The organism is Anoxybacillus flavithermus (assembly GCF_002742685.1).
Taxonomy (GTDB): Bacteria; Bacillota; Bacilli; order Bacillales; family Anoxybacillaceae; genus Anoxybacillus; species Anoxybacillus flavithermus_E.
The window spans coordinates 1-16,135 of sequence record NZ_PEDM01000004.1 but is presented as its reverse complement, the minus strand read 5'-3'; the positions used below and the strand labels follow the sequence as shown (position 1 = coordinate 16,135).

Sequence of the window (16,135 nt, the reverse complement as noted above, 5' to 3'; positions counted from 1 at the left end):
ATTCCTCCTTGTTTTTTAAATAAACATACCCGCAATGGATGCGCTTAACAATGAAGCAAGCATACCAGCAAGGACAGCTTTTAAGCCCATGCGCGCAATGTCGCTACGACGATTTGGCGCTAAGCTTCCTAAACCACCAAGTAAAATACCCATCGAAGAAATATTAGCAAATCCACATAGCGCAAAGCTAACAATCGCTACCGTTTTTGCTGATAAGTCTGGAATTTGTGGCGCAAACGATGAATAAGCAACAAACTCGTTTAAAATTAATTTTTGGCCGATAAATCCACCAGCTGTCACCGCTTCAGACCACGGTACACCAATCGCAAACGCAATAGGTGCGAAAACAAATCCTAAAATTTTCTCAAGCGTTAGACCATCGTAATTAAACAAGCTTCCGATTCCGCTAAGCAATCCGTTAATTAACGCGATTAACGCAATAAACGCTAACAACATCGCACCGATATTTAGAGCCAACTTTAAGCCGTCACTTGCCCCGCGCGCCGCTGCGTCGATAACGTTTGTTGATTCTTCGTCTTTTTCCATCTCAAAATGTTCGTCTTCTTTAATCGGCTCTGTTTCTGGCACGATCATTTTCGCCATGACTAATCCTGCTGGCGCTGCCATGAAACTTGCCGCAAGTAAATATTCAAGCGGAACACCTAAAAGCGAGTAACCAACAAGAACAGAACCGGCAACCGATGCTAAGCCCCCTGTCATAACCGCAAACAATTCCGATTGTGTCATTTTAGACAAATACGGACGAATCACAAGAGGCGCTTCCGTTTGACCGACAAAAATGTTTGCCGCTGCTGACATCGACTCCGCTTTGCTCGTTCCGAGCAATTTCGCAAGCGGACCACCGATCATTTTGATAATCCATTGCATGACACCAATGTAGTAAAGAACAGAAATTAACGCGGAGAAGAAAATGACGACCGGCAACACTTGGAATGCAAAAACAAATCCGATTCCTTTTGCCGCAAACATGCCACCGAACAAAAAGTTAATTCCTTCGTTCGCATAGTTAATAATGCTTGTTACACCATTTGTTAACCATTGTAATGCAGCTTTTCCTGCTTCCCATTTTAAAACGATAAACGCAAAAGTGACTTGAATCGCAAGACCACCTAAAATCGTTCGCGGATTAATCGCTTTGCGGTTGTTTGAAGAAAGAAAAGCGATCCCAAGGACAACAACAATACCAACAAGTCCCCAAACGATATTCATGTTGCACACTCCTATAAGTTGAATTTTGATTACGTAATCAATATAACAGGAAAACGAACATATGTAAACGTTAACATGAACAAATGTCAAAGAAAATTCATGGTTTGACTAAATCTTTCTTCCTTCTTTGCATAAATAAAGGGGGCTTTTTTCTTTTCCCCCATTTGTCGTTTCTTTATTCTTTTTCTAACAAACATTCGGCAGTAAATTGATCTGTCACTAATACGTTGGCATATTTCCCTTTCAGTGCTCCGTATATACCAGCCACTTTATGAATGCCTCCCGCGATCACAATCGAGTATTCCTTATTTTTCAACTCTTCTAACTCAATGCCGAGCGTGCGTGCATTGAGCTCTTCGCTACATAGCTTCCCAGTTTGATCAAAAAAGCGTGAACAAATGTCACCAGCAGCTTTTGAATAAATCGTTTGCAAATCTTCTTCTGTAAAATAACCGAGCTGGAACAATAGCGACTCTGATTTAATTGGTCCAATTGTAAATACAGCAATATTCGCTTGCCGACCGAGATCAAGAATTTTGCGAATGTGGCGGTCCGCCTCCATCGCCTGCTTAACAACGACATGATCCACGATTGCAGGTAACGGCAAATGGTGCACCGTTGCATTGAAGGCGCTTCCAAACAAGTGTAAAATATCTGACGCAAACGTATTCGTTTCGGATAAACTAACGCCACCTTTTAGCTGCACAACTTTGACGTCTTTGACATGTTTATGCTTTAGCTGTAATGCAACGTGATACAACGTTGTTCCCCACGTCACACCGATCACATCGCCGTCTTTGACGATCGAACGTAAATACTCGGCGGCTTCTTTTCCTAAATATTTTTTAATAATGCCATCTTGATGTTCGGGAACCGATACAACAATTGCTTTTTTTAGATTGAACTTTTGTTCAAGTTGTTTTGCTAACTGTTGAATATCTTCAGCCGGATCGTTAATTTTAATTTCTACAATTCCTTCTTCTTTTGCTTGCTGTAGTAGACGCGACACCGTCGGCCGCGATACGCCAAGCTTTTTTGCAATGTCGTTTTGATTGTAGTCTAGTAAATAATACAATTTCGCTGCTTCAACGACTTTTTTTAGCTTATCTTGCTCCATCGCTTCATCACCTTTTATTTATGAATGAAAAAGGAGCAACCTTCCATATTTGAAGGAATACTCCCTTTTCTTTCATGATACGAAAAAAACTGAACATTTGACAAGAAAAAGTTTTAACATAATTTCCATTTAGATAAATGAAACGAAGCTTCCGTATTTGTCTGAAATGAGATATGTTCATTTTCTTCTTTCGTGAAAAACCGCGCCGTAAATACTTCCTCTCCATCATTTAAGAAAATTTCAATAGACGACGTATCGATAAACATGTGAATCGTGTGTAATTGTGATAATAAACATTGTCGTTTCTCTTTCATGCCATTTCGAGCAAAACTTTCTCTCTCTAACGTCGCAACTTTTTGTTCAAAATCATATGAAAATGAAACATTGTTTTGTATATGAATGGAGAAAACACCTTTACCATCGATCTGTTTAAGTAGCAGTTCAACCGTTTTTCCTTTTACACCATCAAATTGCCTAACTTCCTTCTGCAAGAATACATTTGGATGATGAACTTCGTCACTCCGAAGCAACTGCAACTGCTCAATCGGACGCTGATATAATTTATCTCCGATTAAAACGAGTTCACGCGGTAATGTCAATGCATGTACCCATCGATAAGCAATTGTCGGGTGCTGATCTTCGTCTTGATCTGGTACCCCCATCCAAGCAATCATCACGCGACGCCCATGCTCGTCGACCATCGTTTGTGGCGCATAAAATTCAAACCCTCGATCCAGCTCAGTAAATGTACCGTGTACATATTGTCCTGTTTCATAATTTAACTGTCCGACAAAATATCCTGCTTGATATACGTTTTGATAGTGCATGCCTTCCGGTTGCAATCCTTGCGGACAGACGATCAGTACATCTTTTCCGCTTAAACGAAATACATCTGGGCACTCCCACATGTACCCAAAGTTTCCGTCCTCTCCTCCTGCTATAGCACCGATATGCTCCCAATGCATGAGATCATCAGAGCGAAATAATACTGCCTTCCCATCTAATTGCTCGCTCTGCCCGCCAATCACCATATACCACTTGTTTTCATGCTTCCACACTTTTGGGTCACGAAAATGAGCCGTGTAACCGTCTGGGAGATGAACAACAACTCCCTTTTTCTCAAAGCGAACACCGTCACTTGATACTGCCATACATTGATACGTATGGCGTGTTCCGTCATCGTCTTTGACATTGCCTGTATAAAAAAGTGTAAGTACACCATCATTGTCCACGGCGCTTCCGGAGTAGCAACCGTTTCGATCAAACCATTCGCTTGGAGCTAATGCAGGCGCTTGTCTTTCCCAATGAACAAAGTCACGCGATGTATAATGTCCCCAAAATTTTGCTCCATGTGTCGTTTGAAACGGCATCCACTGATAAAACACATGGTACGTCCCTTTCCAATAAATCAGTCCATTTGGATCGTTCATTAATCCGACAGGAGGCATTAAATGATAACGCAAACGATTTGGGTCACTTTCAACAATTGAAGCATATTTTTTTACTTCTTCTTCCGCAAGCTGTATTTGTTTTTTTTCGTTCAATGATTTCATTTCGACCAACCTTCGCGTAAAATACGTTCGACTTCATCGCGTGTTGGCAACGCTGTCATTGCCCCTTTCGTTGATGCAGCTAACGCTCCAGAAACGCTCGCAAAACGCGCCATTTGTTCAATTTCCGGAAGGGATAATGAATCAATTGTTCCTTCTCTTTCGTGCAAGCAATACAGCATGCCAGAAACGAAAGCATCGCCGGCTCCTGTCGTATCAACCGCCTCTACTTTAAGCGCTGGCGTAAAGACGGATCCTTCTTTCGTAAACGCATAACTACCGTTTTCCCCTAGCGTGACGACGATGAGAGGAATATTGTATAGGGCAAGGGCATCAATACCTTTTTGAATATCTTTCTCTCCCGTAATAAATGTCAACTCTTCTTCAGAAATTTTAAGTACATCTACTTCTGGTAGCATCGATATAATCATTTCGCGAGCTTGTTGTTCGCTTTCCCATAAGCCAAGGCGCAAATTCGGATCATATGAAACGATCATGCCGTTTTCTTTCGCTAGCATAACAGCTCGCTTTGTAGCGCTTCGTGCTGGCTCACTAATCAGTGAGATCGAACCAAAATGAAGAATGCGATGTGTCCGAAATAACGACTCATCAATTTCTTCTTCGCATAGAAAGCGATCAGCGCTCGGGTTAATGTAAAAATCAAAGCTCCGTTCTCCGTTTTCCGCTAACGTTACAAAAACAACACCTGTGCGAACATCATCACTAAATTGAAGGAAAGATGTATTCACTCCATATGCATCAAGCGTTTCTTTTAGAAAAACGCCTAATACATCGCGACCAACTTTCCCTAGAAACGTCGATGGAACACCGAGGCGTGCGACACCAACCGCAACATTTGCCGGCGCTCCCCCTGGACTTTTTTGATACGACCGATTTGTTGCATCAAGTGGAATAAAATCAATTAACGCTTCACCAAGACTAATAATTCCTTGCTTCATCATCATTCCCTCCTACATAAAAAGGCGAGTTATTCGCTCGCCTTATTCTTCTTTAAATCCTAATATCCATGTTGCCACAAATGCTGTACCAACCGCAATTGCAAAGCCGATTAAATAGTTTATTAAGTTCGCCATCCCCATCGGTGCCACGATCGCAATCATTGGAATACCAGTTAATCCGTACGCATTTGCCACAACGTTTGTAAATACCACATACGCACCACCGACAGCACCACCGATAGCTGCTGCAATAAACGGTTTCCGATATTTCAAGTTAACCCCAAAAATAACAGGCTCAGTAATGCCTAGAAAAGCGGAAAATGCAGCTGGCAAAGCGATTTCTTTCGTTTTCGTCCGTTTTGATTTTAAAAATACTGCTAAACCCGCTCCACCTTGAGCAACGTTTGCCATTGACCAAATAGGCAATAAATAGTTTTTACCAATATCCGCAAGCAATCCGGCTTCAATCGCATGGAAACTATGATGAACACCTGTGATTACAATCATCGAATACAGACCACCGAAAATGAGGCCTGCAAGCGCTCCACCTGTGTCATATACGAAGTTTAACGTTGTTGTAATTCCTTTCCCAACTATATTTCCAAGTGGACCAATGACTAAAATCGCAGTGAAACCTGTTAAAATAACCGTAATAAATGGTGTAACAAGCAAGTCGACGGCGTGTGGAACGACTTTTCGCAAGCTTTTTTCGATTTTACTCATGACATATGTTGCAAGCAAAATTGGAATGACCGTTCCTTGATATCCAATCATTGCGATATCAAAACCGAGAAAATGCAAATACTCAGGTTCAGCACTTCCTAATCCCCAAGGATTCAACAAAGCAGGATGAGTCATAATTCCCCCGATCACTGCTCCTAGAAACGGGTTTCCCCCAAATTCTTTCGCAGCACTATAACCAATTAAAATTGGCAAAATAATGAAAGCGGCACTTGAGAACATATCAAGTAATACAATCCATGCACTATCTGGCGCTACCCATTTGAAAGCCTTCATCATCCCGAGCAATCCCATAAGCAATCCGCTAGCTACAATAGCTGGAATAATTGGAACAAAAATATTTGACAACGTTTTCGCGAGACGAGCGATCGGATTCATCTTTTGCTTGACTGCTTCTTGGTGCACATCGGCACTTACGTTTTGTAAACCTGCTTCTTTGACAAACTGTTCGTATACTTTGTTGACAACACCTGTACCAAAAATAATTTGATACTGACCGGAACTAGAAAATGCACCTTTGACCCCATCAAGTTGTTCAATTGCTTGTTGATTAACCTTCTTTTCGTCTTTTAAAACAAGACGAAGACGAGTTGCACAATGAACCGCACTAATGACATTTTCTTTTCCACCAAGCAAAGACAAAAGTTGCTTTGTTATGTGTTCGTAATTCATATAAACTCCTCCTCTGCATATAAAATGATAGAAAACAAAAAGACCTAAAATGTACATACGAATGCCTTAAACATCGTCGTACATTTTAGGTCTTGCCTGCTTATGCAGTCACAATCCTACGGTATTTCATTTTTTATCCGCTTTCATTTTAGATTATTATTCAAAATTCGTCAATATTCTACAAAATGATTATTTTGTGGTTAAGCGTTGAATGTGTAGCGTAATATAAGCTAACTCGGTGACAGGAAATTGGATTCCGTATTCCTTTTTTGCATATTCAGCTATCGCAACAGCGCATGCAAACTCTCTTTCGTATTTCGTTTGAATGAGCGTTAACATCTCTTCATCCATCGAATGAAACAAATCACCGTTTTCAATTCGGTTCAGTGCAAAACGCAAATGTGTCACAAGTCTTTGGTAAGATATTCCTTCTTCATCAATATGAACATGTAATGTTTGTTTCATCAAATCGATCATTTCTCGAATTAAAGTCGTTTGTTTTAACGTTCTGTTCATGCTGGCTGCGTCCATTTTCGCTGTATGAATATGAAGAGCAATATGGGCAACTTCGTCATCAGGAATGTCGATGCCAAGACGTTCTCGAATCAGTTGTTTTGCCCAAAGACCTATTTGATATTCTTTTTTATACAGCACTTTAATTTCATTCAACAACTTATTTTGTATTTGGTACCCTTGTTGAATCCGTTCAATCGCAAATGATAAATGGTCTGTCAATGCAATATGGATATGATTGTTTAAAGGTGCTCGCAATTCTCCTTCAGCATAGCTAATAATTTCTTCGGCAATATCAATATGTTCTTCTGGAAGGGTACGTAACAACTCTTGGAATTTTTCATTTTCTTCTTCCATCACAAAAATTTTTTCGATTTTTGCACGAGGTACAATGTCATTTTTCTTTTTTTGAAAAGCAATGCCTGGCCCCATCACAATTTTCTCTTGCCCTTCATCCAATACAACGACAGCGTTATTGTTCAAAATTTTATGGATTCGCAACGTCATCTTCGTCCCCTTAACAGCGATTGTTTTATCACATATATATTATTTCAATTTCACTTTCATTAAAACAGTACTTCCTCTTTCTGCTTGTTCTATATGCTCTCGATGACACTCGTCCACCACGTCCCCGTTTGTAATCACGACTGGGGTGAGAGGACTTTCCGCTTTTTGTTGCACAAGCGCCAAGTCAAACGACAAAAGTAAATCCCCGACCTTCACACGATCCCCTGCTTTCACGTACGCTTCAAATCCTTCTCCATGCATATGAACTGTATCAATCCCAACATGAATAAGAATTTCTAATCCTTCATCCGAACGCAAACCAACAGCATGTTTTGTCGGGAACACTTGTACTACTTCTCCATGAATCGGTGAAACAACGACACCATCTGTTGGCTCAATCGCAAAGCCATCACCCATCATTTTTTGAGCAAACACAGGGTCTGGAACATTTTCAAGCGATCGTACATTTCCTGTTAAAGGGGAAACAATGACCTCTTCACGCTTACGAAACAAACGAAACATTTGAAATATCTCCTTCCTAAAGAATTATTTGGATAAAAATAAAAGACCTAAAACGCAAGAAAGAAACCTTCTTTCATCCGTTTTAGGTCTTGCCTGCAACGCAGTCACAATCCCACAATATGCGACTTTTTCACTTATAGAGTAAAGTAAGCTCTTTCATTTGTCAATATGCTACAATAATCGTAAAAAACAACGTAAGAAACGGAGTGGATGTCATGAATCCTTTTGCCACTCATTTTGAAAGTTTAGAGGAGTTTGCCGACCGTGTAAGCGAGTTATTACAATGTCCGATTACGATTGAAGATGCAAACCATCGCTTAATTGCTTATAGTGGACATGAACATTACACCGATCCGGCTCGCACGGCGACAATCATCCATCGTCGCGTGCCAGAGCGGGTCATTAATAGTTTATGGCGTGAAGGGGTAATTCCAAAACTTTTGCAGAGCGAAGAGCCTGTTCGTGTCACAGAAATTTCAGAAGTAGGACTCGGCAACCGCATCGCCATTTCGATTTGGAAAAATAAAGAGGTGCTCGGGTTTATTTGGGCAATTGAAATGAATGAGCAGTGGACAGAGCAGCAGTTTCATTTGTTAAAACAAGCAGCGAAAGCAGCGAAAAATTTGTTGTCACAACTACAAATTCGCAAACATAAAAAAGAAGAGCGCATTCAAGAGTTTTTTTGGAAGCTGTTAACGGGACACGTTTCTTCTCCTCATGACATCGTTGAACAATGCCATCAATTAAACGTGCATGTATATCCTTTTTTTTCTGTTGGCATTTTTCAATTTCAACAACAGATTCAAACGCAAGTGGAGCGGCAAATTGATTATTTATTAAAGACGACACAACAACTCGCTATTCCGCTTTATACGATCGACCATCAGCGGCTCATCGTGCTCGTCGCTCCAAGCTCGAACGTCTATGGAGAAGCAAACATTGAACGATTTTTTCGTTCATTTATGACACAAATGAGAGAGCGATTTCGCGTCGACATTTTGATGGGAGCGTTCGGAAATGTGTATGAATGTTATACAAAAATCGCCAAAAGTTACGAAGAAGCACAAACGGTGTTAAAAATGAAACGCGCCTTTCCTCATCAACTTGCCAATATTCAAAGCTATCAACATCTTGGCATGTATCAATTTTTTGATTTGCTTTTTGAACAAAAACGACATGGAGATTTCCACAACGCCGCGCTCGAAAAGCTGAAACAATACGATGCCCAACATCATACCAACTTAGTCGAGACGATTGAAACGTATCTTGACTGTGACAGCAACGTCAATGAAACGGCGAAAACGCTCAATATTCATCCGAATACACTCGCTTACCGTCTGAAGCGAATAAGTGAAATTGGAAACATTGACTTAAGCAATATGAGCGAAAAAGTAAAACTATATATCGATATGAAATTAGACAAATATCGGACAACATAGCTTTTGTGGAAATCCACAAAAGCTTGTTTTTTCTTTCTCTTTTCTAAACAAACAACAAATGATAAAAAACATTTATACTGTAGATAATAACGAAAGACAACATGAAAGGGGAAACAGCACATGATTATTGGTGTTCCAAAAGAGATTAAAAATAATGAAAATCGTGTAGCGATTACACCAGCTGGCGTTATGTCATTCGTCAGCAATGGACATACTGTCATCATTGAGAAAGATGCAGGAATTGGAAGCGGTTTCACAGATGAAGCTTACGTTCAAGCAGGCGCACAAATCGTTGAACGCGCCGCAGATGTATGGGCGCAAGCGGATATGGTAATGAAAGTAAAAGAACCGCTACCAAGCGAGTACGAATACTTCCGTCCGGGATTAGTATTGTTCACATACTTACACCTCGCTGCTGAACCAGAGTTAGCGCGTGCGCTAAAAGAAAAAGGCGTCATCGCAATCGCTTATGAAACGGTACAAGTTGGTCGTACGTTACCGCTGTTGACACCGATGAGCGAAGTAGCAGGACGCATGGCAGCACAAATTGGTGCCCAATTTCTTGAAAAAACAAAAGGCGGAAAAGGTATTCTTCTTTCCGGTGTCCCAGGCGTTAGCCGCGGAAAAGTAACGATCATTGGCGGCGGTGTCGTTGGAACGAACGCAGCAAAAGTGGCGATCGGCTTAGGTGCAAACGTCACGATTATTGACTTAAGCGCAGAACGTTTACGTGAACTTGACGATATTTTCGGAAGCCAAATTAATACGCTTATGTCTAACCCAATGAACATCGCACAAGCTGTTGCGGAGTCTGACCTTGTGATCGGTGCAGTATTAATCCCAGGAGCAAAAGCGCCAAAATTAGTGACAGAAGAAATGGTAAGAGCGATGCAACCAGGTTCAGTCATCGTTGACGTAGCGATCGACCAAGGCGGGATTGTTGAAACGAGCGACCATGTAACAACGCACGACAACCCAACATATGTGAAACACGGCGTCGTTCACTACGCAGTAGCAAATATGCCTGGAGCTGTGCCACGCACATCAACACTTGCACTTACAAACGTCACAATGCCATATGCATTACAAATTGCAAATAAAGGCGTACACAAAGCGGTCGCAGACAACCCTGCATTACGCCTTGGTGTAAACGTTGCAAACGGAGAAATCACATACGAAGCTGTCGCGCGCGACCTCGGTTACGACTACGTTCCTGTTGAAGTGGCTTTGGAAAAACAACTATTAGCATAAGCAAAGCAAAAGGTGTCCTCGCATATGGGACACCTTTTTTCTACAACACTTTAGATAAAAACGACTTCGTTCGCTCATGTTGTGGTGCATCAAAAATTTGTTGTGGCGTTCCTTCTTCTACAATTACTCCACCGTCCATAAAGAGAACACGATCCCCGACTTCACGCGCAAATCCCATTTCATGCGTTACGACGACCATCGTCATTCCTTCTTTTGCGAGTTGTTTCATGACGGCAAGTACTTCCCCGACCATTTCTGGATCGAGCGCAGACGTCGGCTCGTCAAATAACATCACTTTCGGCTCCATCGCAAGCGCACGAGCAATGGCAACACGCTGTGCCTGTCCCCCGGATAATGAATCCGGATATACATGCGCTTTATCTTGTAAACCGACTTTCGCAAGCAGTTGCATCGCTTTTTCTGTCGCTTTTTCTTTCGACCATTTGCGCACTTTCATCGGGGCGAGTGTAATATTATCAAGCACCGTCATATGCGGAAATAAATTAAATCGTTGAAACACCATCCCAACTTCTTCACGCACTTTATTTAAATCCGTTTTCGGATCCTTTAAATGAAATCCATCAACGACAATATCCCCTTCATCAAAATCTTCCAACATGTTTAAACAACGTAAAAACGTCGACTTTCCCGACCCCGAAGGACCGATGACAACAACCACTTCTTTTTCACGAATGTGTGCGTCAATTCCTTTTAACACTTGGAGTGATCCGTATGATTTTTTTAAATTTGTAACCCGAATCATGTATCATACCTTCTTTCTAACCGATGTAGCAACTTGCTTAATGATAGGGTAAGCACTAAGTAAATGAGCGCAACAGTTAAGTACGGTTCCCAAACGCGATAATATTGCCCTTGCATCGCTCTTCCCCAGTACATCAATTCAGGCGCCGCAATAATTGCCGCAAGAGACGAATCTTTAATAAGGACGATAAACTCATTGCCTAGCGGCGGAATCATACGTTTGATCGCTTGTGGCAAAATGATGTAGCGCATCGCTTGCACGTGTGTCATTCCAAGTGAACGAGCGGCTTCCATTTGACCGCGATCAATGGACTGGATGCCAGCACGGAAAATTTCCGCAATATACGCAGCTGCGTTTAAAGATAAAGAAATCGCGCCGGATACGAGCGGATTCGGCTGAGCGGTAAACACCGGCATAACTCCAAAATGAATAAGTAAAATTTGTACGAACAATGGCGTGCCACGAAAAAAATGAACGTACCAATCAAACGGCAAACGGACGAGACGGTTTTGAACCATTTTCCCAAGCCCAATCGCTAAACCGAGAATCGTCCCGAAAACAATACCAACTAACGATAAGCCGATCGTCCAGAGCACTCCTTTCAAAAAAAACGGTGCATATTCTACAATAATGTTGAAACGAAAATCCATCATTAATCACCTTTCCCTTTGTAAAAATTGCGTAACTGTCTAAAGTTACGCAATTTTTACATCAACGTTATTGCTGTTGTTGTAATGATTCAATATTCGGTTCTGTACCAAACCATTTTTTATAAATTTCTGTATACGTTCCGTTTTCAATGACTTTTTTCAACGCTTCGTCTACTTTTTGTTTTAACTCGCTTCCTTTCGGGAACATAAAGCCGTAAAATTCAGATTCAAAATGTTCTGGGTCTTCGAACGCTACAATTTTAGCGTCTGGATTATTTTTTACGTATTCGTTTGCAACGGCATTATCTGTCACAACTGCTTCCACGCCACCGTTTAACAAGTCCATAATCGCAACGACTGTATTCTCAAACTTTTTAATATTTGGATTCTCTTTTCCTAAAATTTTTTCAACGGCTTCTTGTCCCGTTGTACCGTTTTGGACACCGACCACTTTTCCTTGTAAATCTTTCGCGCTTTTAATCGAACTTCCTTCTTTCACAAGAATCATATGTGTCGATTCAAAATACGGAATCGAAAAATCATACGTTTGTTTCCGATCATCGTTAATTGTAATACCTGAGACGGCCATATCCGCTGTTTTTCCTTGAATAGCCGCAAACAATGGATCCCAGCCGATGTTTTTTAATTCATATGCTAGTCCAGCTTCTTTCATGACAGCTTTTAATAAATCGACATCAAAACCGACAATTTCCCCTTTATCCATGTATTCAAATGGAGCAAACGCCGCATCTGTGACGACAGTAATTTTCTTTTCTGTTGTCGCCGTTTTTTCTGTCGAACTACTACAGCCAACAAGCGCAAACATAAGCATAAAAACGAGCGTTGCAATCATTCCTTTTTTTATCATTGTTATTCCCCCTTACTATTTGCTGTAAAATAATAAATATTTGTGTATAAACATGTTATGCTCCTCATGTTTCACATATTATCAGCTTTTTTGTTTTTATGCAACAAATTTTATAAAAATAATTTTTGGAAAAATCTTTATTTTAGAAAATATTTTTGATCAACTTTTCACAAATTCTTCAATCCTTTATGCTCCTCACGTTGTCAAAAAGTAGTATTCTTTATATAGGGGATATTTTTATTATTCCTAAATGAATGGGAGGAGATTATAATGGCGCTACTGACTGTACATGAAGCGTTAATGGACGCATGGAGAACGTTTAAAGGCGATAAGTGGAAAAAAGAAATTGACGTCCGCGATTTTATTTTAAATAACGTAACCGTTTACACGGGGGATGAATCATTTTTACAAGGTCCGACGGAAGCAACGAAAAAGCTTTGGGAACAAGTGATGGAACTTTCCAAACTAGAACGCGAAAGAGGCGGCGTTCTCAACATGGATACGGAAATCGTATCGACCATTACGTCGCACGGACCTGGTTATTTAAATAAAGAACTCGAAAAAGTCGTCGGTTTTCAAACAGACGAACCGTTTAAACGAGCGCTTATGCCATTTGGCGGTATTCGCATGGCCGAGCAAGCATGCGAAGCGTACGGCTACGAAGTAAGTGATGAAGTAAAGAAAATTTTTACGCAATATCGTAAAACGCATAACCAGGGCGTATTCGACGTATATACGGACGAAATGAAAGCGGCGCGAAAAGCAGGAATTATTACAGGACTTCCTGACGCCTATGGACGCGGTCGCATTATCGGTGACTATCGTCGCGTGGCTTTATATGGTGTCGATCGCCTCATTGAGGAGAAGAAAAAAGATTTACGCAACACAGGTGCGCGTACAATGAGTGAAGACATCATTCGTCTTCGTGAAGAATTAGCTGAACAAATTCGTGCCCTTCAAGAATTAAAAGAAATGGCTGCAAGTTACGGCTACGATATTTCTAAACCAGCGCGCAATGCACACGAAGCGTTCCAATGGCTATATTTCGCTTACCTTGCAGCAATTAAAGAACAAAACGGTGCAGCCATGAGCTTAGGCCGCGTCTCTACATTTTTAGATATTTATATTGAACGCGACTTGCAAGAAGGAACATTAACAGAACGCGAAGCGCAAGAACTTGTTGACCATTTCGTCATGAAATTGCGTCTCGTCAAATTTGCAAGAACGCCAGAATACAACGAGTTATTTAGCGGCGACCCAACATGGGTCACAGAGTCCATTGGCGGTGTCGCGATTGACGGTCGTCCACTTGTAACAAAAAACTCATTCCGCTTCTTGCATACACTCGATAACTTAGGCCCAGCGCCAGAACCAAACTTAACGGTTCTTTGGTCGACACAGTTGCCAGAAGCGTTTAAGAAATATTGCGCGAAAATGTCGATTCAAACAAGCTCCATTCAATATGAAAATGACGATTTAATGCGACCTGAGTTTGGCGATGACTATGGCATCGCATGCTGCGTATCCGCGATGCGAATCGGCAAGCAAATGCAATTTTTCGGCGCGCGTGCAAACCTTGCAAAAGCATTATTATATGCGATTAACGGCGGCGTGGATGAAAAATTAAAAGTGCAAATCGGCCCAGAGTTTGCGCCAATCACATCTGAATACTTAAACTACGATGAAGTGATGCGCAAATTTGACAACGTCATGGAATGGCTAGCAGAATTGTATATTAATACATTAAACGTCATCCATTATATGCATGATAAATATTGTTATGAACGAATCGAAATGGCGCTTCACGATACGCACATTTTGCGCACGATGGCAACTGGTATCGCTGGGTTGTCCGTTGTCGCTGACTCATTAAGTGCGATTAAATATGCGAAAGTAAAAACGATTCGTGATGAAAATGGCTTAGCTGTCGACTTTGAAATTGAAGGCGACTTCCCGAAATACGGCAATAACGATGATCGCGTTGATGCAATTGCGGTCGATATTGTTGAACGCTTTATGATAAAATTGCGCAAACATAAAACGTATCGCGATTCGAAACATACGACATCTATCTTAACGATCACATCAAACGTCGTATATGGTAAAAAGACAGGAAATACACCAGATGGTCGTCGCGCTGGTGAACCGTTCGCACCTGGTGCGAATCCATTACACGGTCGCGATACAAAAGGAGCGCTTGCATCGTTAAGCTCTGTCGCAAAATTACCGTATGAATATGCATTAGACGGCATTTCAAACACGTTCTCGATCGTACCAAAAGCGCTCGGTAAAGATGAAGCGACACGCATTCAAAACCTTGTGGCGATTTTAGATGGATATGCGCAAAAACGCGGTCATCACTTAAACGTCAACGTCTTTAACCGCGACACGTTGCTTGACGCGATGGAACATCCTGAAAAATATCCGCAACTAACGATTCGCGTATCGGGTTATGCGGTCAACTTTATTAAATTAACACGTGAACAACAAATTGACGTCATTAATCGGACGTTCCATGAAACAATGTAATGGAAGCTCCCACGCATCGTGGGAGCTTTCTACCTAGGAGGAAACAACATGAACGGATTTATTCATTCAATCGAATCGTGCGGAACGGTGGATGGTCCCGGCATTCGTTACGTCATTTTTACTCAAGGTTGTTTGTTGCGCTGCCAATATTGCCACAACGCAGATACGTGGGAAATTGGCAAAGGAGAACAAATGTCTGTTGATGAAATCATCGCTGATGCAAAGACGTACTTGCCTTTTATGCAAGCATCTGGCGGCGGAATAACGGTTAGTGGCGGAGAACCGCTTTTACAAATCGATTTTTTAATTGAGCTATTTCGCCGTTGTAAACAGCTTGGCATTCATACAACGATTGATTCGTCTGGCGGATGTTATACGACGGAAGCATCATTTCAAAAAAAATTAAATGAATTGCTTCAATACACAGATTTAATTTTGCTTGATTTAAAACATATTGATGAAAAAAAACATCGTAAACTAACAGGAAAAACGAATGAACATATTTTAGCGTTTGCACGTCTATTATCAGAACGAAACGTACCTGTCTGGATTCGCCATGTGCTCGTTCCGACCGTCACAGACGATGAAGAAGATTTACATCGCTTAGCTGACTTCATTCGTACGTTGCACAACGTCGAAAAAGTTGAAGTTCTTCCGTATCATCAACTCGGTGTATACAAATGGAAAGCACTTGGACTCACGTATCCACTTGAAGGCATCCCGACGCCATCAGAAGAACTTGTCGAAAAAGCAAAGGAAATATTAGGCGATCGAGTAGGAGGAGGTGATTAACCTCCGTCCTCTCACACCACCGTACGTACGGT

At 41.3% G+C, this 16,135-nt stretch carries 14 protein-coding genes; 4 read left to right on the top strand and 10 right to left on the bottom strand.

All coding sequences use genetic code 11. From position 1 onward, the window contains the following. Nucleotides 1-15: 15 nt before the first annotated feature. The 7 genes from CS060_RS03515 to CS060_RS03485 all read right to left on the bottom strand — a co-directional run bounded on the left by CS060_RS03515 (nucleotide 16) and on the right by CS060_RS03485 (nucleotide 7,811). Nucleotides 16-1,230: a NupC/NupG family nucleoside CNT transporter gene (locus CS060_RS03515; RefSeq protein ID WP_035050251.1), complete on the bottom strand. Its 1,215-nt coding sequence runs from the start codon at nucleotides 1,228-1,230 to the stop codon at nucleotides 16-18. 175 nt (nucleotides 1,231-1,405) lie between these two features. Further along, the gene (gene deoR, locus CS060_RS03510) at nucleotides 1,406-2,347 is read right to left on the bottom strand and encodes a DNA-binding transcriptional repressor DeoR (protein ID WP_035050249.1); all 942 of its coding nucleotides are present in this window, start codon (nucleotides 2,345-2,347) and stop codon (nucleotides 1,406-1,408) included. A 113-nt stretch (nucleotides 2,348-2,460) separates the two neighbouring features. After that, nucleotides 2,461-3,900: a glycoside hydrolase family 32 protein gene (locus CS060_RS03505; RefSeq protein ID WP_035050247.1), complete on the bottom strand. Its 1,440-nt coding sequence runs from the start codon at nucleotides 3,898-3,900 to the stop codon at nucleotides 2,461-2,463. Beyond that, a complete protein-coding gene (locus CS060_RS03500) occupies nucleotides 3,897-4,862 on the bottom strand; it encodes a carbohydrate kinase family protein (protein WP_035050245.1) in 966 nt (321 codons plus the stop codon). The genes CS060_RS03505 and CS060_RS03500 overlap by 4 nt, the downstream gene beginning before the upstream one ends. Nucleotides 4,863-4,898: 36 nt before the next feature. Then, nucleotides 4,899-6,269, bottom strand: a complete 1,371-nt coding sequence (locus CS060_RS03495) for a sucrose-specific PTS transporter subunit IIBC (protein WP_035050242.1) — start codon at nucleotides 6,267-6,269, stop codon at nucleotides 4,899-4,901. 189 nt (nucleotides 6,270-6,458) lie between these two features. Further along, a complete protein-coding gene (locus CS060_RS03490; protein ID WP_099668690.1) occupies nucleotides 6,459-7,289 on the bottom strand; it encodes a PRD domain-containing protein in 831 nt (276 codons plus the stop codon). Nucleotides 7,290-7,328: 39 nt separating this feature from the next. Next, complete coding sequence (locus CS060_RS03485) at nucleotides 7,329-7,811, bottom strand: PTS sugar transporter subunit IIA (protein WP_035050239.1); 483 nt, start codon at nucleotides 7,809-7,811, stop codon at nucleotides 7,329-7,331. Between the two features lie 215 nt (nucleotides 7,812-8,026). Between CS060_RS03485 and CS060_RS03480 the strand changes: the two genes are divergently transcribed. Next, nucleotides 8,027-9,250, top strand: coding sequence for a PucR family transcriptional regulator (locus CS060_RS03480; RefSeq protein WP_099668689.1), 1,224 nt, complete (start codon nucleotides 8,027-8,029; stop codon nucleotides 9,248-9,250). A 120-nt stretch (nucleotides 9,251-9,370) separates the two neighbouring features. Further along, nucleotides 9,371-10,501, top strand: a complete 1,131-nt coding sequence (gene ald, locus CS060_RS03475; RefSeq protein WP_035050237.1) for an alanine dehydrogenase — start codon at nucleotides 9,371-9,373, stop codon at nucleotides 10,499-10,501. A 40-nt stretch (nucleotides 10,502-10,541) separates the two neighbouring features. Here ald and CS060_RS03470 read toward each other — a convergent pair whose 3' ends face one another. From CS060_RS03470 to CS060_RS03460, 3 genes are all read right to left on the bottom strand, one after another. Next, entirely contained in the window at nucleotides 10,542-11,264 is a 723-nt protein-coding gene (locus tag CS060_RS03470) for an amino acid ABC transporter ATP-binding protein (protein WP_006321072.1), read from the bottom strand. Beyond that, on the bottom strand, nucleotides 11,261-11,914 hold the full coding sequence (locus CS060_RS03465; RefSeq protein ID WP_035050234.1) for an amino acid ABC transporter permease: 654 nt from the start codon (nucleotides 11,912-11,914) through the stop codon (nucleotides 11,261-11,263). The genes CS060_RS03470 and CS060_RS03465 overlap by 4 nt, the downstream gene beginning before the upstream one ends. A gap of 67 nt (nucleotides 11,915-11,981) precedes the next feature. Continuing rightward, nucleotides 11,982-12,782, bottom strand: a complete 801-nt coding sequence (locus tag CS060_RS03460) for a basic amino acid ABC transporter substrate-binding protein (RefSeq protein WP_035050231.1) — start codon at nucleotides 12,780-12,782, stop codon at nucleotides 11,982-11,984. A gap of 300 nt (nucleotides 12,783-13,082) precedes the next feature. Between CS060_RS03460 and pflB the strand changes: the two genes are divergently transcribed. Together pflB and pflA are read left to right on the top strand one after the other, a co-directional pair. Continuing rightward, a complete protein-coding gene (gene pflB, locus CS060_RS03455) occupies nucleotides 13,083-15,311 on the top strand; it encodes a formate C-acetyltransferase (protein WP_371411588.1) in 2,229 nt (742 codons plus the stop codon). A gap of 48 nt (nucleotides 15,312-15,359) precedes the next feature. Further along, a complete protein-coding gene (gene pflA / locus CS060_RS03450; protein ID WP_035050502.1) occupies nucleotides 15,360-16,103 on the top strand; it encodes a pyruvate formate-lyase-activating protein in 744 nt (247 codons plus the stop codon). Nucleotides 16,104-16,135: the final 32 nt, after the last annotated feature.

Bases quoted from the DNA above. Each gene is read 5' to 3' on its own strand.
- CS060_RS03485 (WP_035050239.1), bottom strand. From the start codon at position 7,811: ATGTTTCGTTTGTTTCGTAAGCGTGAAGAGGTCATTGTTTCCCCTTTA.
- CS060_RS03515 (WP_035050251.1), bottom strand. From the start codon at position 1,230: ATGAATATCGTTTGGGGACTTGTTGGTATTGTTGTTGTCCTTGGGATC.
- CS060_RS03490 (WP_099668690.1), bottom strand. From the start codon at position 7,289: ATGACGTTGCGAATCCATAAAATTTTGAACAATAACGCTGTCGTTGTA.
- CS060_RS03500 (WP_035050245.1), bottom strand. From the start codon at position 4,862: ATGATGATGAAGCAAGGAATTATTAGTCTTGGTGAAGCGTTAATTGAT.
- CS060_RS03465 (WP_035050234.1), bottom strand. From the start codon at position 11,914: ATGGATTTTCGTTTCAACATTATTGTAGAATATGCACCGTTTTTTTTG.
- CS060_RS03460 (WP_035050231.1), bottom strand. From the start codon at position 12,782: ATGATAAAAAAAGGAATGATTGCAACGCTCGTTTTTATGCTTATGTTT.
- deoR (WP_035050249.1), bottom strand. From the start codon at position 2,347: ATGGAGCAAGATAAGCTAAAAAAAGTCGTTGAAGCAGCGAAATTGTAT.
- CS060_RS03495 (WP_035050242.1), bottom strand. From the start codon at position 6,269: ATGAATTACGAACACATAACAAAGCAACTTTTGTCTTTGCTTGGTGGA.
- CS060_RS03480 (WP_099668689.1), top strand. From the start codon at position 8,027: ATGAATCCTTTTGCCACTCATTTTGAAAGTTTAGAGGAGTTTGCCGAC.
- pflA (WP_035050502.1), top strand. From the start codon at position 15,360: ATGAACGGATTTATTCATTCAATCGAATCGTGCGGAACGGTGGATGGT.
- CS060_RS03470 (WP_006321072.1), bottom strand. From the start codon at position 11,264: ATGATTCGGGTTACAAATTTAAAAAAATCATACGGATCACTCCAAGTG.
- pflB (WP_371411588.1), top strand. From the start codon at position 13,083: ATGGACGCATGGAGAACGTTTAAAGGCGATAAGTGGAAAAAAGAAATT.
- ald (WP_035050237.1), top strand. From the start codon at position 9,371: ATGATTATTGGTGTTCCAAAAGAGATTAAAAATAATGAAAATCGTGTA.
- CS060_RS03505 (WP_035050247.1), bottom strand. From the start codon at position 3,900: ATGAAATCATTGAACGAAAAAAAACAAATACAGCTTGCGGAAGAAGAA.